Raw genomic sequence first — 23,002 nt, 5'->3', positions numbered from 1 at the left:
GGCCAGGTTGGTACGATTCGCGTGGATAATACTAAGATGAGTCTACTTGTGCTGAGCGGAGCCGAAGCATGCCGCTAAATTTATCGCCTACCCAACTGGCATTTAACGCGCGGGGCGACGGCAAGTTTAATCAACCGTTCCAGGAACAGGCCGACTTTTTAAAGCAAAAGCTGAACCTGCCGACGGCGCACTGGGACGATATTCTAAATAGTGCGCATGACCGGGCATTTATAGTTGCCGGTGCGGCCAAGGCGGATTTGTTAACGGATTTTCACGACGCAATTAACAAAGTGGCGGCTGACGGCAAGTCGATAGGCTGGTTTAAGCAAGAATTTGAACGTATCGTAAAAAAGAACGGCTGGGAAGGCTGGACAGGTAGTGATACCGTAGCGGGTCGGGATTGGCGGGCGCGGGTGATTTACAACACCAATATGCGTGCCAGTTATGCCGCCGGGCGTTATGCGCAATTGACCGACCCCGAGTTGTTACAGTCACGGCCTTACTGGAAGTATATCCACAACGATACGGTAGCGCACCCAAGGCCGTTACATCAAAGCTGGAATGGGACGGTATTGAGGTATGACGATCCCTGGTGGCAATCCCATTTTTGCCCGAACGGCTTTGGTTGTCGCTGCCGGATAGCGGCAGTACGAGCCACCGAGTACAAGGGCCATCCAGCACCGGATGACGGAACCTATACTAAAACTGACCGAAATGGCACGGTGCATACCTTGCCACAGGGCGTAGATTACGGGTGGGACTATGCGCCGGGAGCATCGGTTACCCAGTCTTTTAAGAGCCTGATTGATGGCAAGCTAATCCGCTTGCCTGCGCCCGTGGGTGCGGCGATGATGGAGGCGCTTAAGCCAGTCATGGCGATGGAAGCGCAATTGCAATGGGTGGGCACGCTGGATACGTGGCTGGCTACTGAGCAAGTTGGACGGGTTGCTATCGTTGGTGCTATTGATTCACCAACACTTGCCTGGTTAGTTGATAACAAAAAAATAGCCCCGAAAACTGCTGAAATAGCTATCAGCGAAGGTCTGATAAAAGGGACTAAGCAGATTAGGCATGAAAAATCGGGGGATGCTCTGAATGAAATGGAGTGGCGGCAATTGCCGGAGATTGTAGGCAACCCTGAGCGGATATTATTTGACATGCAAACGGGAAAATTGCTTTATGTTGGCGCCTCTAGCGATGCATCAACAAAGTTTTCTATAGAATTTGATTATCTTAAAAAAGGCAGTCCCTTTATAAATCAGGTAGTTTCTGGGTTTAGGCAGTCGAATGCCACGATTGCAGAAAAAATACGCGGTGGTATTTATGTGGTGGTTAAATGAGAGCGGGAGGTCGGCCGTTCCTCCATTCGTCTACCCCTGTTACCGGGTCACGACACGTAGAAGCCGATTTGCTACGCCTCGCTCTCCCTTGCAATTATAAGGCAACTTTTTAATTATGAAAACCTCTGATGTACAGACTGCAGACGCGATAAAGCGCGTTTCTACCGTATGATTAACGTTACGGTCGATGACCGTGCCATTCTGGCTGCCTTGCGCCAGCTGCAAAACCACGCGGCCAACTTGCGTCCGGTACTTAAAGAGATTGGCGAAACCCTGAAAGAATCCACACAACAACGGTTTGCAAGCTACACTGGGCCGGATGGAGCGATGTGGGAGGCGAATAGCGATGTTACTTATGAGCGTAAAGCCTCCCGTAGCGGTATACCGTTAACGGACGGAGGCACCTTGGGTAATACCATTAACAGTAAATTGCTGGGCAATGACGGCGTAATGATTTACAGCCCAATGCAATACGCCGCCATGATGCAATTTGGCGGCACCAAAGCCGAATTTCCTAATCTATGGGGTGATATCCCCGCGCGGCCGTTTTTAGGCATATCGACAGAAGATGAATCAGCCATACTGGCTATTATTCGCGACCACTTGGAATCTGCATTTTAAGCCCTGCTTTTATTGCTATCTATATCAGTATCAGACTTTTTGATTTTACCCCCGTTAAATAGGCGTTAAATGCAGTTTTAGCGCTATTTTGAAGCGACTAATCACATGCTATAGGCTTATAGTTGATTACGAATGCTTGCTTAAGCTAAAAACTCCCCGGCTGTTTTATTCTACAGCCATGAAAAAAACACCCAATACCGAAACCATTGCCCTGTCTGCTCAATTAATCGAGTTAAGCGGTACTGCGCCTACTGAATTTAGGTTATTGCCGGCCGGTAGATTTCGCGCCAAAGACGGAAGGCCACTGGGCTTGTCAGGTTGGGTGATGACCGAGGCCAGCGCTAGCGCCCTATTAAGTGCGTCAGCGCAACAAGCTGACGAGTATCTTATTGATTACGACCACCAAACCTTACACAGCAAAACCAATGGCCAAAAAGCACCGGCAGCCGGGTGGTTTTCTGCGTTGTCTTGGCGGCCTAATGATGGGCTTTACGCGACTGATGTGGGCTGGAATGAATCAGCGCAAGCCGCAATTGAGGCCAAAGAATACCGCTATATCTCTCCCGTCTTGAAATACAACCCAAGCACCGGCGAAATTACCGGCCTGCTAATGGCGGCACTCGTAAATTACCCCGCACTGGACGGCCTAACCGATCTGGCTGCGGCACACTTTGATTTATCACTACAAGGCTCGATTATGGATCAAGATGAACTATTGGAGCGGTTGCGCTATATGCTCAACCTGCCCACCCTGGCAACGCTCGACGAAATCCTCGCGGAACTGGACAAGCTGAAAGCCGCTATTTCTACGCCGGAAGGCACCACAACCGGCTTGTCCGCTTTCTTGGCAGCTCAGACTGATCAATTGACTGCGCTGTCTGCACTGTCCGCACAAACGCCGGACCCGGCTTTATTTGTCTCGGTTGAGGTGATGGCAGCATTGCAAGCTGATTTTGCTGCGCTATCCATCGTTGTTAATACTGACAAGATAAGCAAGTTGATTGAACCGGCGTTAGCCGATGGGCGTTTGCTGGCTGCGCAAAAAGGCTGGGCACAAAAGTTAGGTGAATCTAACCTGGAATCGTTATCGGCTTATCTGGACTCGGCACAACCTATTGCCGCCTTGTCTGGTATGCAAACCAAAGGTAAGGCGCCAGAAGGCACAGTCACCGCTGCACTTTCTGTCGATGAGCAGGCTGTAGCGTCACAGCTCGGCTTAACCGATGAGCAAATGATTAAATACCGGAGCGAATAAATGACCGCATTAGTAGTAGAAAGAAATACCAAGCAGCGTACCGGTGATATCGGCGAGTTTCCTGTAAAAGCCGCCGTTAAATGCCTGCAAGGTGGCTTGGCTGTTTTAAGTGGTGGCTATGCAGCTCCCGCAACCACAGCAACCGGACTGATTGCCATTGGCCGCTTTGAAGATACGGCTGACAATTCAGCGGGTGGTGCAGGGGCGATTAAGGCGCGCGTAGGTCGCGGAACCTTCTTGTTTGGCAATTCAGCATCAACCGATTTGATTGCCCAGGCTGATGTTAGTTCGGATTGTTACCTGGTTGACGATCAAACTGTCGCTAAAACCAGCGGCACATCTACCCGCTCTCGTGCCGGTAAAATCGTTGCCGTTGAATCGGCTGGTGTTTGGGTATTGCTCGGCTTGGGCGTTTAATTAATTAGTGCCTGAACGAAAAAGCCACTTTTCAAAAAAACCAGCTCAACATCCGGAAATATTTTTTGGAAAAATCTTTCCGGAGTGGAACAAACGACTTATTTTCTGATTTACCATCAGTTTTTCAGAATTATTTCTAATAATCACAAATTATAAGCGCACCTTTCCTGTGGATAACCTGTTGGCTGTTCTCAAAAAAGCGTCAGGCAGCTAGTTTTTGTTGCTCGTTAACAAGCCTTAGCCGTTCCATGTCGCGTTTAATTGTGCCGAGCTTTTGAATGTTACGCGATAACACGGCTAAGCCAACATAACGCTCGAAGGCTTCAATGCCATGATCAAGGCACTTATCCAGCCCATGTACTTCTAACGCATTAATAGCCGATTCTACGGCGGAATGTTGCTTTTTTGCCTGTTTAAATTCCGCGGTGTATTCACGATTCTGGTCGGCTTTGGATAGCTTGCCTTTTTTGGGTAAAACGACTTGCTCAAGGAGGGCTTTCAGGTCGGTTTGATTGGCCGGACTGTGGAAACCTTTGTCAAAGCTACAGGCGTTAAAACTTGGGAATTTTACTTGAGTCGCTTTAACCATCGGCACGGCGACTTTGTCGTCGGTAGTCTTTTGCATGACTTGACTGTGCAATATAAAGCCCTGATGGTCTTCCATGATACAGACCCGCAAGCCCAGTTCAACCGGGACTCCGGCTTTGCCTTTGCTGATCCATTCGGTGTGGGTCTGGAACAGGGAAAAGACTTTTTCATCATGGGGAATGGTTTCTCCTTGAATAGCGCGACGTCTAATCTGCTCGATTTGACGTTCGGCATGCAGGCTAAAAGTGCTCAGATCGGTAAGCAACACTTCTGGTATGTGAAAGTGATTTTTTAACGTCAACATACTGGCTTTAGTGCGCTCAAGATAAAACCCTGCCAAATCAATATAGTCCTGGTAGGCCTGTTTGATCTCAAGTGCTTTGGCGGCCTTGATAGCGTCATTTTTTGACGTGGAATGTTTGAGTTTTTGCAGCGTGCGATACCGCCTTTTAAATTTAGACAGGTTGTGCTTATGCAATCGCCATTCAGGCAAGGCATGTTGCAAGCTCCATTTGACGCACGTCCGAATCAGAATCCGGATCGCATCATGCAGTAAACTGATATCGGTTGGAAAATGCACGTTGGTTTTTAACACAAAAGAATCGCAACGGCCTCTGATCAGCGCATGAATATCCAGATCCAGTAATTGATAGCCGGCTCGAATAACTTCAGTACTAATACGCGCCATGATCGCTGGCGTAAACAGCTTGAGATTGTCTTTCAAGGTTTGCAGGCGATAGCGTTTGTCGGCATCAAAGCAACCAAGACCGAGCATTTCACGTAGGGTGTTATGCTGATTGGCCAACTCCAGAATGCGATCATAGTCTGTATTCAGTCCTACGCGTAGCGATCCTAACACCAAAATCGACCATTGATTCATACCGGGGCGGCCTTTGTCGATGGCAACGATTTTTGTCACTTCGGCGTCAATTTTAGTAGGCACCACATCCTCCAGTATTTTAAAAACAGCATCCCTTAATGGCTGAGTCGTATAAATGTGTTGCAAGCCCAGCAAGATGATCGGAATGTCATCACGGGAGGAAACATCTATTTTGATATCAGCAATATCGCGTTGACCGATGCTCATTTGTGGAGAAAATACCTTTCTCATCGGGAGTTTTCCAACGAGAATTTGAAAGCTGAGGCGCTTATCCGGGAGGTAGCTTTTGCCAAGCCCTTTTCGATGAAAATAATAATCATAATTATCAGCAAGTTACTTAAATTCAGCATTTTATACGCCAATAGGCTGTTATTTGATTTTCAATAGCCTATTTTATCGCAACTTATTGTTTTGTATTAAATAATTTATTACCGTTCAAACACTAATTAAGGATCATCATGCAAATTACACAAGGTGTTTTACGTGCCCTGGGGCAGGGCTTTCAGGCTGCGTTTTTACAAGGTATTGAGTCGGTCAAGCCGCAATGGCCCTTAGTTGCCATGGAAGTGCAGTCTACTGCAAAAATTGAAAACTACGGCTGGATGCGGGATTTACCGGGTATGCGCGAATGGGTTGGTGGCAGGGTTATCCATAACCTTGAAGCGACTAATTACCAGTTGATCAATAAAAATTGGGAGCACACCATTGGTGTCGATCGCAATGATATTGAAGATGATCAGCTTGGCTTGTATCGAAATCGCTTTGCCATGCAAGGTGAGGTAGCAGCCCAGCATGGCGATACGCTGGTGTGGTCATCGCTATTGCTGGGTAATTCAACTATCGGTCTTGATGGGCAGTATTTTTTTGATACTGATCACGTTGGTTATGATGCTGCCGGTGTTGAAGCGGTTTATAGCAACTATGCAGCTGGTGCTGCGGCGCCCTGGTTCCTGATGGACTTGTCTCGCACTTACATGAAGCCACTAGTCATGCAAAAGCGTCAAGACGTGAAGTTTGTCAATTTGGACAGAGAAACTGACGACAATGTGTTTTTAAAGCGCCAATTTATGTACGGCGCAGATGCGCGTTATAACGTGGGCTTTGGCTTTCATCAGTTGGCGTATATGGGCAAGACTGCACTTGATGTCGCCGCTTACACGGCTGCACGTGTCGCTATCGGCACGCAACGCAAACCAGATGGCAGTAGCATGAATGTTATGCCGACCCATTTGTTGGTTGGTCCTTCTAATGAGGCGGCAGCTCGCCAGTTGATTAGGCTGGAAAATATCGGCGGCACAACTAACCCTTGGTACAACTCGGTAGAGCTGGTTATTGTTCCGGCTTTAGGTTGATTTATGACTATCATAATCACGTCAAGGGCAGATGGTTTTCGGCGCTGTGGGGTTGCTCATTCAAGTATTCCAGTGGAATATTCAGATGAGCATTTCACTGCAGATGAGCTTGATATATTACAAGCCGAACCAATGTTGATTGTTGAGATAGTCACTGATGAGGCTATCAAAGCAACCAGTAAGTCTATTAGAAAAACCAAGGAATAAATTATGGCTACTGCCCCATTTAATGGTACTTACCCTGCGCCCGATACAAATGCACCCACAGCACCTGGTACGCCAGTCATTACCAATGCGCTGGAAAACGGAACAGCAACCGTTACTGTCGCAGCATCAACGGATGCTGTTGGTGTAATTGGCTATGCAGCATTTTTGAATGGTGAGGTAAATGAGGTGGGGCGTAGCAATACGACAATAATTAACTTGTCGGGCATTCCGGCTGGTGCGCATAGTATATCTGTTAGAGCCTTTGATGCGCGGGGGAATTATTCGGCCGGGAGTTCGGTGGAGTTTTCGATACCGGTTAAAGCATATGCGGGTACTGAAACCATAACCCCCCGCACCTCAATCGCTGCCCTCACTGGCATTGGCGCAGAGAGAGTTGGGAAGAGGATGTTTTTGGAGGGGAGTGAGGTTGGTGGTAATAGCAATATAGCTAAAAATATATTGTTATTAGGAACATCAATAACAAACATGACCTCAGCCTCATTACGTACTACCGATTCTACCCCTCAACCAAACACAGAGCTATACAACTCAAATGGCTGGGCGTTCTGGATGTCTGCTGCGTTAAAGTTTCCATTTGGTAAACTAATTAATAAAGGTGTTGGTGGTAACAAAGTTTGGCAAATGCGAGCTAGGTACGCTTCTGATGTTGCAGCAAATTTTGATAATTTTGACTTACTAATATTTGAACCCGGCCCTAACGATTACTCAGATGACTCTTATTTGATAGAGCAGATGATTCTTGATTATATCTATATCATAGAGACTACGTTAAGTGCTGGAAAAACTGTAGTAGTGCTATCACCTAGCCCAAGTAATTCACCCAACTCTACTACCAACCCTACCGCTTTAGGTGTAATTAAGCGCCAACAATTACTATCATGGTTAGCTGGTTATATAGCACTATTGGATAATGCAATTTATGTAAATACTGATAGCATACTTGCTGACCCATCAACAGGTTTATTCCAGAGTGAATTTACTACTGATGGCGTACACCCAAATACATCAGGCGCAAAAGTAATGGGTATTCAGGTAGCGAGGTCAATTAAAAACCTTGTTTCACCTACCTACATACATCTTAACCAAAGATCAGATAGGCAGTACCTACCAAATCCACGGTTATCTGGAAACAATGCTAGTGGTGCAAATAACTTTTATGCTGGTTCTGGAATTACGGTAGCTGGTGGGCCTGATTCGGTATCTATTGCAACAACAAAAGGTACGTGGGTAGGTGGCACAAATACAGTAACTATTGCACCATACATTGCCTCTGGGGAAGAAGACCATACATTTGGTGGAACACTAATTACAATAGTTAATGCGCCCTCAGATCAAGCATCAATTACCTTAGATTTTGGATGTTCGGCAAACACTTTAGCTGGTACTCAGTATGGGTATATCAATGGCGCTAAAGGCTGGTCACAGTCTACAGCAATGAAGTTAGGAGATAATGTTAGAGCAACTGGCTTTACTACAGGATTTTGGCAATGTATAAAATCAGGTGTCACAACTACTGGAACTGTTCCATTGCCTACATCAGAATCCAACTACGGGCAATCAGTATTGGACGGGACTGTTCTATGGGTATGGAAAAAACTACCGGCAGCAGGTGATATATTTCAAGCGGATTTATCTTATGAAATAAAGAGCTTATCTGGAAGTATTGAAGTAGCCGCTGGAGCTTATCTAGTTGGCGTATCAAATACGGTTGCTGAGGCATATGGGGTAGCTCTATTCCCTAAATATGACAACACAATGGGTAATCCCGGTTCTGGCTATCCGGGTAAATACATACCGAGAGCTGGTGTCCTTAGATCACCTGAAATTACATTAATACAGCCAACCGGCAATCCAATTAGATTTGCGTATGTATCTGTGCAAATAATATTAATGGCGGGAAGTTCAGCGACTATTTACATACCCGAAGTGAATTTAATCAGATTATGACCCTCCTCACAGAAACCTTCACAGCCCTCACAACATCAGAAAGCCTATCCAGCGTGTCAGATGCAAGTGTATATCATTTGGCGCGAGGGAATGTGGCATGGGCGTTGCTGGCTGGTGATGTGACTTTAAATCAGTGAAAATATGATATGACCTACTGCACCCAACAAGACCTAATCAATCGCTACGGTGAGCGGGAAATAATCCATCTCACTGATCGGGATAATGTCGGCACTATTAATACCACGGTACTTGATCAAGTGATCGGCGATGCCACGGCAGAAATTAACGGCTATTTAGTCGCTTATCTGCCGCTGACCAACATACCTGCCAATCTGGTGCGGATTGCCTGCGATATTACCCGGTATTATTTATATGAAGATCAGAAAATCGAGAAAGTTGAGTTTCTTTATTCTCAGGCGATTGCTTATTTAAAGCTGGTTGGACAGGGGAAGGTGGCTATTGCGCCCGACATTGCTGGCATTGCCGATGCGGTGACAACACAGTCAGCCAGCTTTACTTCAAGCGCTTCACTCTTTGGGCGTGAAAGTGGCTACTAATTTACGCCCCCTTATCGAAGCTCGTATTCGGACACAAATACCGGCCTTTAAAGAAGTGGCCGGTGCCGCTGATTTAACCAATGTTATGGCGGGACGCTTAAGCGATGCCGGTTGTTATATCTTTCATGAGCGGGTAATGGCGACTGAAAGTGACTTGATTGGCGCGACCATGCAGCGCTTGGCCGTATCGTTTGCGGTGCTGATTGCCGTTCGTAATGTCCGCGATGCGCGCGGTGGTGATGCAGCAGACGCCAGTTATCTATTGCAAGCCAGCGTTAAATCGGCGTTGCTAGGCTGGTGTCCAGATGGCAGCGCTGATCCTTTGGAATACAGTGGCGGTGCGCTGGTGCCATTCGTCAACGGCTTTTTTATCTGGAAAGAGTCTTTTATAACCCACCAATTTATACGGTCAGGAGTTTAATTATGCAAGATCAATATGCCGGGGAAGCAGGGACATTCGTTGTTGACCCTGAACTAGGAATAAGAATCCCGCTGGAGCAATACCAAGCCGAGCAAGCCGCTAAAGCTGCCGCTGCAAAGGTTTCTGTTGCAAAAACGACCAAATCACCCATTAACGAGACTGTCTAATGCCATTATCACAAAAAAAGCGGCTTATTCTCATTAAGCTGGAAGCTGCCTACGGCACTGATTCTGGCCCTGCTATTACTGATGCAGTACTCTGTAGTGGGCTAGATATTGCCCCATTAGAGGGCTCATCAGTTGAGCGTGACTTTATCAGGCCCTATTTTGCTAACTCTGGATCTATTCGGGTAGAAAGCTATGCCTCGGTATCGTTTGATACTGAAGTAGCAGGCAGTATGGGCGCAGCAGGTGTAGCTCCGGAATGGGGTTTGCTATTAAAAGCGGCAAGTTTCAGTGAGACTATTACTGCGGCTGCCATTACCGGGGCGTGTGGTGCCGCCGGCTCATTGACGACTATTGCCCTGGCCGCAGCCGCTTCGGCAATTGATGATTTTTACACGGGCATGACAGTAACGATTGTCGCCGGTACCGGCATCACTCAAACTGGTGAAATTATCGGTTATGTCGGTAGCACCAAGGTAGCAACAATTTCTCGGCCCTGGGCATTGGCGCCGGCGCTCACTACCAGTACTTATTCTATTGGGGCTAATGTTATTTATACCCCTAACAGTAATTTCAGTACCGGTACTGCTAATACCTCAGCAACTATTTATTTCAATCTTGACGGCGTTAGACATGTATTGTTGGGCGCTCGCGGTACGATGAGTTTTGACCTGTCACCAAAAGCCATCCCCAAAATGAAGTGGAAATTCACCGGTTTGCTGGGCACTATTACTGATAGCCCGCAAGTGGCCCCCGCCACAGACTTTACCGGCTGGCAAACACCCGTCACTGTATCGACAGCCAATACGACCGATATCCATTTGCTGGGCTATAACGGCGCAGCGATTGAAAAGTTAAGTTTTGATATCGCTAATACCGTCACTTACCGTCAAACACTCGGCTCTGAGTCGGTATTGATTACTGACAGAAAGCCTTCCGGGTCTATTTCATTGGAGGCGGGCCTTATTGCGACCAAAGATTGGTGGACGGCTGTTAAAGATAGTACCACCGGTGCCTTTGCTATTAAGCACGGCCAAACGGCCGGTAATATCGTTGGCTTTACCTGCCCGAAAGTGCAGTTATCGGCCCCCAAGTATTCTGACTCTAATGGTGTCGCGATGCTTGATCTGAGCATGGCGCTATTGCCATACGGTGTCAGTGGCAATGACGAAATCAGGATTTGCAGTAAATAACCGTAACCAGGGCGTGACAAAAACAGTAGAACTCACGCCCAACTCACCTCTCATTTTTTTAGGAAAAAATTAACATGGCATTCGTTATCAAGAAAGATAAAAGTTACACCTGGCCCATTACTATTTCAGAGCCTGTTGACGGCGGTCAGTTTAATGATCAAAAGGTCCGTGTTAAATTCAAGATGCTATCGCAAGGCCGCATTGATGAAATCGTTAAAAATGAAGCGGAAGAAGATGCTGATATTTTGAATGATGTGCTGATCGGTTGGGATGATGGCGCTTTTAAAGATGAAGCAGGTGCGGACTTGGCCTTTAACGAGGATAACAAGGACTTGATACTATCAGTGCCCTTTGTTCGTGGCGCACTGGTTAAGGGCTTCTTTGAGTCTATTGCCGGCAAGACACTTAGAAGAAAAAACTAATTGAAGCGGCTGAATACTATTGTAGTCAGCCGCAAGATTTAAGTACCGAGCTCATGGATGAGGATGCCGCCCTGTTTGGCTTGGTGCTACCGGAAATTGAACAACCGGAAGAGATTAATTTTGAAGTGATGAAAGGCAACTGGCCAGTGCTGGAGGCATTCTTTATCCTCGATGGCTGTGCCTGGCAATATGCCGGTATGGGTGACTTGATTGGTCTCAATTATCAGGCAGCACAGGTTATCTGGGGCTATGCGGGCATTAAGCCTAACAAAGATACCTTTATAGGGTTGATGCTCTTTACCCGCACCGTTGTTAATGAGCTAAACAAAAGGAAAGATAAATAATGGCTGCACCGATTGTTTTAGGGATTACCATCCGGGCTAATGGCTCTGCTCAAGTTACCGGTGACTTAGATCGGGTACGCGGTAGTATCAATGGTGCTGACAGCGCTGCCAAAAATGCCAATAGATCCTTTGCTGCAATGGCACGGGAAACCTTGGGGTTGGGTAGTGCTTTGAAGGGCTTAGCTGCAGGCTTGTCAGCACTGGCAATTTACCAGTCTGCAAAAGAACTTATTCATCTTGCCGATGCCATGACGCTGTTGGATTCACGGATAAAAATCGCTACCAGCAGCCAAGCGGATTATTTATCGTCGTCAAAAGAGCTGGTCGCTATCAGTTTGCGCACCGGTACCAGTTTTGACGCTAACGCGACTATCTTCTCGCGAATCAATAAAGCCATGGAGCAGATGGGCGGCACCACGCGCAACACGACAGCGCTTACTGAAACCCTGGCGCAATCATTACGGATATCCGGCACCAGTGCTGGAGAAGCCGCGTCAGTTATTCGCCAAATGTCGCAGGCGTTAGCTTCTGGGGTATTGCGCGGCGATGAATTTAACAGTCTGATGGAAAACTCACCACGGTTATCACAGGCACTGGCGGATGGTATGCATGTCAGTATCGGTGCGTTAAGGGCGATGGCTGAGGCTGGTGAATTAACCTCAAAACGCGTTATCACGGCAATACAAAGTCAATCATCGGTCATTAATGAAGAGTTTGCAAAAATCCCACTGACCGTCGGCGCGGCTATGGAGAATATCAACACGGCCTTTGGGCAATATGTTTTGGAGGTTAACAAAGGCTCTGGAGCAACAGCGGGACTGGCGCAATCAGTAAATGACCTGGCTAAAAATTTAACACCGGTTTTGGATGGCATTATTACCCTGGGTAAAATAGCTGTTGCTGTTTTTGTTACACAAATGGCAGGCAGTATTGCCACCTACATTGCCACATATATTGCAGCTACTAGAGGTGCAATGGCTATTGAGTCGGCGCATTCCGCAGCTATCGTACAAAATGCACAGGTTAACATTGCCAGGGCAGAAGCGACCATTGCTGCAACTGCTTCAGTAGTAGCTTATCGAGCGGCACAGGTAAGTCTATCAATAGCAGAAGAGGCAGCGGTAACATCTCGATTAGCATTGGTAGATACGTCAATAGCACAAGCGCGGGCAACGATAGCGGCAACGTCGGCAACTGTGCAAAGTACAGCGATTCTTTATCTGAATCGCCAGGCTACGCAGGATTTAGCAATTGCACAGCAAGCGCGGGTCGGGATCATAACGGAATTAAACGTGCTGGGCAGGCAACAAACTGCTATGGCCACGCAATTAACCATTGCCGAAGAAGCGCAGGCAGCTGCAACTGCGGAGTTGGCAGCCGCACAAAGAGTCGCCACTTTTTCACTGACAGGATTTATTGCCGGTTTGACATTGGCTGGTGTCGCTATGGCGGCATTAAGCGCAGCCACCAGTATATTTATCGGCCTTCAGCTGGCAACCTATCTGAATGAGTTTGTGGCCGTTCAGAACGCGGGCGCATCGGCAGCCAATTACTTGATAAAAACCATGGAGACATTGAACTATGTCACCGAAAAAGCCATTTTATTGTCAAAGCTGGATTTTGACCGCGCCAGGCAGTTACGGGTTGAGCATGAGGCTAGTATGGCTTCTCACAATGAAATAACAGCCAGCATAATTGCCAACAATAATGCAAAAGAAAAAGGTTCGTCATTAACCGGCGAAATGGCCTCTGCACTTGAATCGCTAAAGTCACCGCAAGAGGTTTATAACCAAAAATTAATTGATGCTAACGAGGCAGCTAAGACGCTGGACGCAACTACCGGAAAGCTCCTTATTACCGAAGATCAGCGATTGGCCCTAGGGGCTAAAGCATTGGAAATATGGAGCCAAGCTAATGCAGAAGAACAAAATGCAAAGTTATCAGCGGCCGGGAAAGAAGCCGCAAAGCTCCAAGACCAGTATGACAAATTAACGCTATCGCCTAAAGATTATAATAAGCAGAATGCACAGTCATTTGCAGGTAGTCCAGAAGAAATAGCCTCTGTCGAGCGGCTAAGTAATGCGATTTTAACGCTTCAGGAAAGCAAAAAAGCTCTTACAAAAGATACCAAAGAGCAGAACTCAGAAGCCAAAAAAGCCGCGACTGCCTCAGATACTCATAATAAAAAAATACTGGAATTACTCCAGTCATTATCCAGTGAGCTTTATGTAAATACGCTTTCAGCCAAAGACAAGGCATTGCAAATAGCCTTAAGAACCAACTTGAAAGATGCCATTGGTGATGAGAGAGTAGAGATTGAGTTAATTACCAAGCAAATAGCCGCAGAAACCGAGACCAGAAGAATCCAGCAATCTATGTGGGATGAAACTATAAGCCAGGCAAATGAGCTCGATAAGCTAAAAGATGATTCCCGTTATGCTACAGAGCTGGCAAATATGGCTAAATCATTGCAACTGCAAGGATTCAGCAATGCGGCAATTAAAGAGCAAATAGAGTTAGAAAAACAAAAAAAGGCCGCAATTGAAGCAAACTTTTATTTGCCAAAGGATGTAGTTGCTGGATATACAGACACTAAAAACTCAGCAGATCAGCAGCTATCGGCATTAACAAGTCAGGGCGGAAATCTTCCAGCGAAAGGCAGCGGAATTATACAGAAAGAAACGACTGAAACAGCAAGGGTAGCACTTGAGGCCTATAACAAAACCCTGGATGATGCCCACGTTAAAACCAGTGATCTGGGCGCGGTGACATCGGCAATATTTGATGGGGCTTTAGGCGGCATTAATACTATGGCTGGTGCATTTGACAATATGGTTAACTCCATTAATAAGTCATCATTAGCGCTAGATGAAAATGCCAAGATGCAAGTGCTTAATGAGTCGACCGTAGATCAAGCGGCCAAGGCATCTAATACGGCAAAGTATGCCAAAGAAGAAAGCGTCCTAAACGGCAAGATATTATCTGATAAATTATCTGGTACCCGGCAAATAGCTGGTGCAGTAAGCTCCATGCTTAAGCAAGGTAGTACCGAACAGCGAGTTGCTCATGCTATTGAGATGGGTATAGCAGGCGCTCAAATGGCGCAGACGCTAATTAAGTTACTAGGCATTGGTGCGGAAGCGGCAGCACATACCGCGGCGGTAGTTCCATTCGTGGCAGGAGAAATGGTTAAAGGGGAGGCGGCGGCAGCAACAGGTATAGCGACACAAGCCGCGGCTGGTCCTTACATTGGCTTTGCTCTTATGGCAGCTATGGCAGTTGCTATGGCGGCGATCGGTTTTGGATCAGGTGGGAGTGGTGCGTCAGTAGCACCCCCACCAGCAACATCACCGGACACAGGTACAGTTTTGGGTGATAGCACAGCTAAATCCGAATCAGTTAACAAAACCTATGATCTACTGAAAAGCATTCATGCCGATGAATATTCTGAGCTTAGGGGTATCAATGCTGGCATTGGTAGTTTGGCCTCGGCTATAACCGGAACTATAACTGCAATTTTTCAGGGAGGTGGGCTGGTATCAGTACCCACAAAAAATACATCAGGAGCAATGGGCTTTAATTCAAGCAAACAAAGTATCGCTGCGTCTGGAATTAATACTAATGCGATCAGTGTGTCTGACATTATGGCTGGAAGCCAGGTATCAGGAAGTCAGTTTGATACTGTAAAAACAGATAAAAGTTCGTGGTGGGGATTATCAAAATCGACAAGCTACAATACCTATTTTAAAGAGCTTGACAGCAAAGTAACCAACTCTATCAGTCAGGTTTTTAATGGCATGGGTGCGTCTATGATGCAGGCTGCGAAGTTATTGGGTGGCAATCTTGAGCAAAGTGTTAAGGATTACATCATTCCAGCCATGAACGTAGATTTAAAGGATCTATCCGGGGAAGAAGCAGCAAAGAAATTAAACGGTGTCATTTCAACCGCTCTCGACACCATGTCAATCGCTGTCTTTGGCGATATTATCGGGCAGTATCAAAAGCTCGGCGAAGGCATGCTGGAAACAGCGGTACGGATAGTCTCGGAAGTCGCAGTGGTGAAGGACGCGCTGGCAAAATCAGGCCTAAGCCTAGCAACAAATGCAATCGCAATATCAGACGCACTGGTACAAGCAGCAGGTGGCCTTGCTGAATTTCAAAAGCAATTCTCAGCCTTTTTTGACAAGTTTTACACTGATTCAGAAAAACAAGCAGCAAGTTATAAATCACTGACATCATCCATGCTCGATGTGCTTTATGTCCTGCCAAAAACACGGGAAGAATATCGTAAATATCTTGAGAGTTTAAATCTTAATGACGCACTCGATCAGAAGCGTTATTCCATGATGCTGAAATTAAGCGATGCGGCTGATAGCTATTACACCGCGATTGATGCACAAACAAAAGTGTACACAGATGCAATAAGCACAGCAAAGAGCAATCTGGCAACAGCTTATAAAACCGAATCAGATGCAATAAGTGGAACGATCAGCAAATTAACATCATTCATTTCATCACTGAAAACTCTGAAAGATTCATTGTCGCTGGGCAATTTATCGACCGGGACCCCGCTTGATAAATACAACGAGTCACGCAGTCAGTTAAACACCACGGCAGCAACAATTAGTGGTGGCGCAGGAACTACAACTGCAAGCAAAGCGGCTTATGATTCAGCAGTTGGCGGGATTAACGCAAAAATAACCGGATTTTTGGATGCGTCAAAAACATACAATGCGAGTGGCAGCGGTTACACGGCAGACTATCAACAAATTATGTCACTAATAGACAGCTTAGGCATTAGCGCAGGCTCACAGCAAACAGACGCAGAAAAACAGCTTACCGTGTTGACAGCATCAGTTGATGGATTGATAACTCTAAATACCTCTGTGTTATCTGTTAAAGACGCGATTCTTGGCCTTGGCACTGCTAGTGATGCATTAACTAAAAATGCCACACAATCAGCTTTAGCAGATGCAACAGCGATGTACAACCTCGGCGTTAAAAATCTGGATAATGCGTTATTTGGAACGGCGGCAGGGACAGCGGCGGCACTATCTGATACAAACAAAGCAGCGGTAATGCCTGATTCAGTAGCTAAAACGGCAGCAGTCGCAGCAGCGGCAGAGTTTACCCGACTGGCAGCAGCAAGCGCGGCAACCTTGCCGGTATTTTATAATGCGGTTGCGATATACAAAGCAAATATGGAGGCGGCAAACACTAACTACTCTGCGGCATCCGACAGACTGATAAACGGCTCACACGCCAACGGCTTGGACTTTGTGCCGTTTGATGGTTACCGCGCAGAACTACACAGGGGCGAACGGGTATTGACAGCCAGCCAAGCGAGAAACAGCGGTGGAAATTCTCAGGAGATAATTTTGGAACTCAGGGCGTTGAGAGAAGAAGTGGCAAAACTCAGAGCAGAGCAGCGCGACAGCACAGGCGCATTGATTCAAAGTAATTATGACGCAAACGACCAAGCCGCAGACAAGGTGGTGGCTGGCGGAAAAGACACGGCCAAACAATCAGCCTGGGTGAATAACTCACGTGCGGTGATTGCATGATCCCCTGTATTTTAGTTGAAGTAATAGCAAGCATTGCCGGAGTAGAAACCACGCTGTATTTGTCGACAAAAGGCTATGTATCGGGCGCAGCAGATAACCCCGCGAACACAGTCTATATGCCAGCAATAGCCGGTGGCGTTCAGGTTACAGAAGAAATCTCGCTTGATGGTTCAGCGGCTATGTCATACGGCGATATTGAGCTATATAACGTGTCCGGTGAGCGTGACGGCTGGCTTGACTATGTGTGGTCGAATCGCACGGTAAAAGTTTTTAACGGCAATCTTGGTGCGGCTCGGTCATCGTTCACATTATTATTTGATGGTGTAGTTGATGATATTGGCTCCAGCAGCCGTGACCGGATAAATTTAAAAATCAGAGATAAATTACAACGCCTGAATTGTCCTGTCAGCGATACCAAACTTGGCGGGACAACCGCGAATGCAGACATGGTTTTGCCGCTGGTGTTTGGTGAGGTCTGCAACATTACACCGCTATTGACCAACCCCGCTACACTTGAATATCAAGTGCATAACGGGGCTATTGAATCAATAATTGAAGTTCGGGACAACGGTGTACCGATCACTACATTTACCGCTAATTTAACCACGGGTAAATTTGTACTAACAATAGCACCAGCGGGAGTGATTACTTGCAGCGTTCAAGGTAGCAAGCAGTCAACCTATATCAATACGGTATCATCATTAATACAGCGTCTGGCAACAGCTTATGGCAAATTATCAACACGCTTTGTCGCTGGCGATCTCGATATAATAGCCCTTGCCACATTTGAATCAGCACACACGCAGGCCGTAGGAACTTATTTATCAGGTCGTGAAAATGTCATTACTACGATGCAAGAATTGGCCGCAAGCATTGGCGCTCAAGTCGTTATTACCCGCGCAGGTAAACTCTCATTACTGCAAATTGCGTTCCCACCATTGGGCGTGGCCACAGCAATAACCAATGTTGATATGGTTCAGTCAAGTCTGCATATAGTCAGACGATTGCCAGTTAAATCATCAGTAAAATTTGGCTATTGCAAAAACTGGACAGTACAAAATAATCTCCAGACCGGCATACCTGAATCAAGCAAAAATCTGTTGAATACCGAGTTTTTAACAGTCACAAGCAGTAACGCAACCGTGGCAGCTAACTATAAATTAGATGCAGAACCAGTCCAGGTAAACACAGTATTAATTAACACAACAGAAGCTACGGCCGAGGCAGAACGGCAACTTGCGATTTATTCAGTGCCACGCACTATTTACGGATTTGAAGGTTTTAGCCGGTGCCTTGATTTGGTTTTAGGCCAAGCTGTAACGCTAACGCATAGCAGATTTGGCCTAAACGCAGGAAAAACCGGCATCGTGACCAAGTTACAACCAGACTGGATAAATTTTCGCGTGCAAATTGAGGTGATGATTTAATGGCCATAACAAGAAACCAAGTTGATCTTGCGTTGCAAGCTACAGCACCACGGCTGATTATCGGCGCGGTTGGTGGCCGCAATTTAATCATAAAATCAGGCAGCTCAAACACACCGGTTGCGGGTGGATTATCCGGTTGGGGCATGACTACAAGCGTTAATGGGTCGTATATTGGCAATTCGCAGTATATGTCACTAAAGCAAAATACCGATTATACTGCCAGTTTTTTATGCTGGTGCAGCACTGGCACCGTGCCATTCTATGCCGACTTATTCCCTGATTCCCTGCCTCAATTTCTACCAATAGCCACAACGACAAAAACAACGATCAGGTATGTTTTTAATTCATCCAGCGCGGATATGCTCAGTTGCATTTTGCGGTTCTTTGTACCAACAATATCAGGTCAAACACTTTATATAACTGACATTAAGTTTGAAGAGGGCAATAAATCATCAACGTGGACAGCGGCACCGGAAGACACACAAGCCAGCATTGATGCAGCGGCAATGACGGCGACATGGTTGGGCGTAGTTAATCGACCAACTTCACTAGCTACGCTTAATATCACTGATGGTAATTCACTTGTTGCTGCCTTAACTTCTAGCCCTAACTTGCTTTACAATGGTGGTTTTGAAAATGGTACAGATGGTTGGGTGAATAACTTTGCAGCTACGGTTGATAACTCTATATGGGGTACTGCAATTACAAAGACTGGTCTTGTTGCAGGAACTTATGTATTACAGCAATCAATAGGAGTCTCTGTTCAAGCAAGTGATTGGTGCACAATCACAGGGGACTCTTTGCTTCTTAATCCTGGTGTTAATGATGGTGTCTATTTTGATCTTATCTTTAAAAACAGTGCTGGTGCAGTAGTAGGTGATGGTGCTCAAAATACTATGACTACCCATCATGATTTTAGTATTACCAGTTCAAATAGAAATGTACATGCAGTTTCTTCACAAGCTCCTGCTGGTGCGGTATCTGCTATGGCAAGATTTGTAGCACAAGTATCGGGTACAAATGTAATTATCGGTTGTAGGCAAATCAAAGTAGAGCGCAGACAACTACCAGCTACCCCTTACAGCTCGGAAGCCACTTTAGTTGCCCTGCAAGCTAAGACCAACACCGCGATAGCAGAGGTAAATGCTATCTCTGATGATGGTATTTTATCTAAGAGTGAGAAGCCTGATACTATCCTAAAAGCTAAGACCATTGATAATGATAAAGCTGGTATTGATGCTCAAGCTGATGCACTTGTAATTAGTAGAGTAGCTTATGATACTGCTATAACTGCTTTAGGTACTTACTTAAATGCACTAACCCCTGCATGGAATGACGCAACCCAAAACACACCTATTGTTTCAGCAACCTTTAATTCTAAATTTGAGGAAGTTTACAAGCAGAAACAGCTACTGCTTAATGCCTTCGTAACAAAAAATAAATCACTTGCTGATACTGCCAACTCTGCTATAGCAATCATTGTCGATGATAATATTTTAGATAAATCTGAAAAACCACGGGTGCGTAAAGAGTGGGATTCCATCTATGAAGAATACTATGTGATAGATGGGCAGGCTCAGGAGCTTGGTACAGATAGAGTAAACTATACTGCTGCAATAAGTGATTTGTATAACTACTTAAATGGTGGTGGTACAGTTAATATGGCTACATACCCTCCAGAACCTCTGTATATCAATGATGCAAATCTTACAACAAACACAAATATAAACGGTGTTACTCTTAAAAATCTATTTGTTTATTACTATGCTTTTAGGGCTTCTTCAATAAGCCTAATAACTGCTAAAGCCGCTACAACATCGCTTTGGGATTCGGTATCTGACCCAACAGGTAAAAAGCCCGTTGATAACGCAACAAAAAACCCTGGTGATTATGCAAATTTAATCGGAAAGGTAACACCTGCGAATCGGGACGCATACCTCGCTAATAATTGCACAAGCTATGCGTCGTCAACAAAAGGCATTTGGCATCAAATAAATGTGCATGGCAGCGCAGCAGTACCAACATCGATACTAATAACAGGAGCGGTTTATATAACAACAAATGGGGGATCAGTTAATTCTAGAGCCAGGCTATCAGCATTAAAGGTTAACGCTGACTCGTCGGCGTGGACTCCAATTTATGCGGGCGGAGAAGTTGTTTATGATCAGGCCACAATTTCAATGGTTAGTGGTGGTGGCGTAAAGGTCCCTTTTCATTTAACAATAACCTGCGCTGAAACAACAGCTTATGCATTTCAAATAACTAATGATGCAAGTATAGCTTCATGGGCGGAGCACATTATTATAACGCTTGAGGTTGTTAAATGATTTATGCATCAATGACACTTGACGATAACGGAAGTATTTTGGCGGTCACTCAGGCAAATGGCGACTGTTTAAGCTATTTCGGTAACACGGTTGGCATAGATTTTTACGAGAATGAATACCTGTTCAATGGCGATAATTACATAAATTACCGATATGATTTGGCAACATTTTCTATTGTTTTAAAGCCTGTTGAACCAATACCGATTGCAATTTTGCAAGCTGAATCAGCGGATAGAATTGATGCCTTGGCCGGTATGACTCGGCTAAAATATATAACAGTCTCAGCAGGTCAAGACATAACATATACAGCCAAACTTGCTGATGCGAAAGCGTATATTGCAGCGGGTTATCCTGCCGACGCAGCACCCTATACGTGGGTAAACGCTGAGGCATTAGCGACTGGCACAACAGCAACGGTGGTGGCTAATTTAATCAATTATATGGCTAATTTATGGGGGCAAGTAGGGGCAGCTATCGAGAGCCAACGAATTGCAGCAAAAAATAAGGTGTCAGCCGCACTAACCGATGGTGATATACAAGCAGCGGAACAAGTTTTTATTGGAGCAATGGCGGCATTATGAGTAATTTAAGGGTGCTTTATAAAAATGAAATTGATAGTGCTAGCTTATCCGGTGGAATTACTCCAGCATCATTGCCGCACTCAAATTTGGCAACTGATATTAAAAGCCAAATATTTAGATCATCGACAACGGTTGCAGAAATAGCGGCGCTATGGGCTACTCCAAAATTTATCAACTGTGTGATGCTTCCATTTACTAATTTTAGCAGTACTGCAACTATACGGGTTATGGGCTACGCAAATGCCGCTGATACTACGGCTGTTTTTGATAGTGGAGTATTGCCGTGTTGTGGTTATGCATCAAGAAACACAGTTCCTGGAGTGGCTAATTTTGGCTATGCTGGCGGTGCTTATGCGTCACTATTTTTTGTAGGTGGGACAGTAAAAAGAATAGTAGTTTATGTCTCAGATAGCAATAATCCAGCAGGCTATGTCGAAGCGTCAAGATTGCTGGTGGGTAAGTATTTTGAGCCGGTTATTAATGCGGACTATGGCGCGTCAATTGGTTGGAACGATGACAGCCAGCATGTTCGGAACGATGCCGGCGATTTGCTTACTGACATTAAAACGCGATCAAAAACATTAACGCTTAATTTTTCCAATGCGTCACCGAGTGATAGAGACGCGCTTATGGCGGTCATGCGCAATGGGATTGGCTCACCATTATATATAAGCGTATTTCCAAATGATGCGGACAAAAACCTTGAACAAGACTACCAGATTTGGGGGAAATTATCGCAGCAATCAGCCATTATAATTGCGCGGTATTCTGCCTATTCGACGGGGTTAACTATTGATGAAGTTTGATGGCTTAATGTGCTGTTAAATTTTGCTATATTTAACGCTGAATCAGGTGAGATAGATTGGTTTTTTGATGGCTTATAGGTTTATTTCTATGCCAAATATCGAACAAAACTATGCCAAATATCGCGCGTCGTTACAGTACGTTGCCATCAATAAGGTTTAACGCGTAAGCCATTTGATCTCAGCTTCGGATAAAAACCCTGCCAATTAACGCAATTTGTAATAATGTAAAAATCGGTAACTGCTTTTCGGCAAATAGCTGTGCCTGTTCGGTTAAATTAGTCAGGTTTTTCTCGGGGCTTACCAATAAATTACCTTCTTGATGGTTTTTAATTTATACGGAAAAATATTAACTATATGATTGTCTTAACTATTTCAATCTTACAGGTAAAGTCTGGTACTCAGTCAGTCTGATTTTGTCGGATGCCATATCAATAATCTCTAATTACCTTGGGTAGTGTAAGTATTTTATATATTTTTACTTTAAATTTGAATTTTTATTTACTTATTTTAATTATTTCGTATAGATTTTCAGTCAATAATCTAAATTATTAGGTTCTGTTGATTCTCT

Annotated in this window: 19 protein-coding genes; 18 read left to right on the top strand and 1 reads right to left on the bottom strand. The window is 45.4% G+C overall.

All coding sequences use genetic code 11. The annotated features are described in order from the left end of the window. The first annotated feature begins 68 nt into the window (after nt 1-68). From KKZ03_RS16320 to KKZ03_RS16305, 4 genes are all read left to right on the top strand, one after another. Nucleotides 69-1,340, top strand: a complete 1,272-nt coding sequence (locus KKZ03_RS16320; RefSeq protein ID WP_243217856.1) for a phage minor head protein — start codon at nt 69-71, stop codon at nt 1,338-1,340. Between the two features lie 168 nt (nt 1,341-1,508). After that, the gene (locus KKZ03_RS16315; RefSeq protein WP_243217855.1) at nt 1,509-1,961 is read left to right on the top strand and encodes a phage virion morphogenesis protein; all 453 of its coding nucleotides are present in this window, start codon (nt 1,509-1,511) and stop codon (nt 1,959-1,961) included. A gap of 178 nt (nt 1,962-2,139) precedes the next feature. Further along, nucleotides 2,140-3,216 carry a phage protease gene (locus KKZ03_RS16310; protein ID WP_243217854.1) on the top strand — a complete coding sequence of 359 codons (1,077 nt, stop codon included), beginning with the start codon at nt 2,140-2,142 and terminating at the stop codon, nt 3,214-3,216. After that, complete coding sequence (locus KKZ03_RS16305; RefSeq protein ID WP_243217853.1) at nt 3,217-3,633, top strand: hypothetical protein; 417 nt, start codon at nt 3,217-3,219, stop codon at nt 3,631-3,633. It begins immediately after the preceding gene. 202 nt (nt 3,634-3,835) lie between these two features. On the opposite strand, the gene KKZ03_RS16300 is transcribed toward KKZ03_RS16305, so the two are convergent. Continuing rightward, entirely contained in the window at nt 3,836-5,332 is a 1,497-nt protein-coding gene (locus KKZ03_RS16300; protein WP_243216937.1) for an ISNCY family transposase, read from the bottom strand. Nucleotides 5,333-5,559: 227 nt separating this feature from the next. Between KKZ03_RS16300 and KKZ03_RS16295 the strand changes: the two genes are divergently transcribed. The 14 genes from KKZ03_RS16295 (at nt 5,560) to KKZ03_RS16230 (ending at nt 22,434) form a co-directional block, all read left to right on the top strand. Beyond that, nucleotides 5,560-6,453, top strand: coding sequence for a Mu-like prophage major head subunit gpT family protein (locus KKZ03_RS16295; RefSeq protein WP_243217852.1), 894 nt, complete (start codon nt 5,560-5,562; stop codon nt 6,451-6,453). Between the two features lie 3 nt (nt 6,454-6,456). Continuing rightward, nucleotides 6,457-6,660, top strand: a complete 204-nt coding sequence (locus tag KKZ03_RS16290; protein WP_243217851.1) for an HI1506-related protein — start codon at nt 6,457-6,459, stop codon at nt 6,658-6,660. 3 nt (nt 6,661-6,663) lie between these two features. Beyond that, nucleotides 6,664-8,628 carry a GDSL-type esterase/lipase family protein gene (locus KKZ03_RS16285; RefSeq protein ID WP_243217850.1) on the top strand — a complete coding sequence of 655 codons (1,965 nt, stop codon included), beginning with the start codon at nt 6,664-6,666 and terminating at the stop codon, nt 8,626-8,628. Nucleotides 8,629-8,774: 146 nt separating this feature from the next. Then, entirely contained in the window at nt 8,775-9,185 is a 411-nt protein-coding gene (locus KKZ03_RS16280; RefSeq protein ID WP_243217849.1) for a gp436 family protein, read from the top strand. Further along, the gene (locus tag KKZ03_RS16275) at nt 9,175-9,606 is read left to right on the top strand and encodes a hypothetical protein (protein WP_243217848.1); all 432 of its coding nucleotides are present in this window, start codon (nt 9,175-9,177) and stop codon (nt 9,604-9,606) included. The genes KKZ03_RS16280 and KKZ03_RS16275 overlap by 11 nt, the downstream gene beginning before the upstream one ends. 2 nt (nt 9,607-9,608) lie before the next feature. Continuing rightward, nucleotides 9,609-9,773 carry a hypothetical protein gene (locus tag KKZ03_RS16270; RefSeq protein WP_243217847.1) on the top strand — a complete coding sequence of 55 codons (165 nt, stop codon included), beginning with the start codon at nt 9,609-9,611 and terminating at the stop codon, nt 9,771-9,773. Further along, complete coding sequence (locus tag KKZ03_RS16265) at nt 9,773-10,963, top strand: hypothetical protein (RefSeq protein WP_243217846.1); 1,191 nt, start codon at nt 9,773-9,775, stop codon at nt 10,961-10,963. Before KKZ03_RS16270 ends, KKZ03_RS16265 begins: the two co-directional genes overlap by 1 nt. A 74-nt stretch (nt 10,964-11,037) precedes the next feature. After that, entirely contained in the window at nt 11,038-11,385 is a 348-nt protein-coding gene (locus KKZ03_RS16260) for a hypothetical protein (RefSeq protein WP_243217845.1), read from the top strand. Nucleotides 11,386-11,438: 53 nt separating this feature from the next. Next, nucleotides 11,439-11,729: a hypothetical protein gene (locus KKZ03_RS16255; protein WP_243217844.1), complete on the top strand. Its 291-nt coding sequence runs from the start codon at nt 11,439-11,441 to the stop codon at nt 11,727-11,729. After that, nucleotides 11,729-17,293: a tape measure protein gene (locus tag KKZ03_RS16250; protein WP_243217843.1), complete on the top strand. Its 5,565-nt coding sequence runs from the start codon at nt 11,729-11,731 to the stop codon at nt 17,291-17,293. Before KKZ03_RS16255 ends, KKZ03_RS16250 begins: the two co-directional genes overlap by 1 nt. Continuing rightward, nucleotides 17,290-18,720 carry a hypothetical protein gene (locus KKZ03_RS16245; protein ID WP_243217842.1) on the top strand — a complete coding sequence of 477 codons (1,431 nt, stop codon included), beginning with the start codon at nt 17,290-17,292 and terminating at the stop codon, nt 18,718-18,720. The genes KKZ03_RS16250 and KKZ03_RS16245 overlap by 4 nt, the downstream gene beginning before the upstream one ends. Beyond that, nucleotides 18,720-21,047, top strand: coding sequence for a hypothetical protein (locus KKZ03_RS16240; RefSeq protein WP_243217841.1), 2,328 nt, complete (start codon nt 18,720-18,722; stop codon nt 21,045-21,047). Before KKZ03_RS16245 ends, KKZ03_RS16240 begins: the two co-directional genes overlap by 1 nt. Then, complete coding sequence (locus tag KKZ03_RS16235; RefSeq protein ID WP_243217840.1) at nt 21,044-21,628, top strand: hypothetical protein; 585 nt, start codon at nt 21,044-21,046, stop codon at nt 21,626-21,628. The genes KKZ03_RS16240 and KKZ03_RS16235 overlap by 4 nt, the downstream gene beginning before the upstream one ends. Continuing rightward, nucleotides 21,625-22,434, top strand: a complete 810-nt coding sequence (locus KKZ03_RS16230; protein WP_243217839.1) for a hypothetical protein — start codon at nt 21,625-21,627, stop codon at nt 22,432-22,434. Before KKZ03_RS16235 ends, KKZ03_RS16230 begins: the two co-directional genes overlap by 4 nt. The last annotated feature ends 568 nt before the right edge of the window (nt 22,435-23,002 follow it).

Source organism: Methylobacter sp. S3L5C (assembly GCF_022788635.1).
Taxonomy (GTDB): Bacteria; Pseudomonadota; Gammaproteobacteria; order Methylococcales; family Methylomonadaceae; genus Methylobacter_C.
Note: the sequence above shows the minus strand (reverse complement) of the source record. Positions and strands in the feature narration are given on the sequence as shown.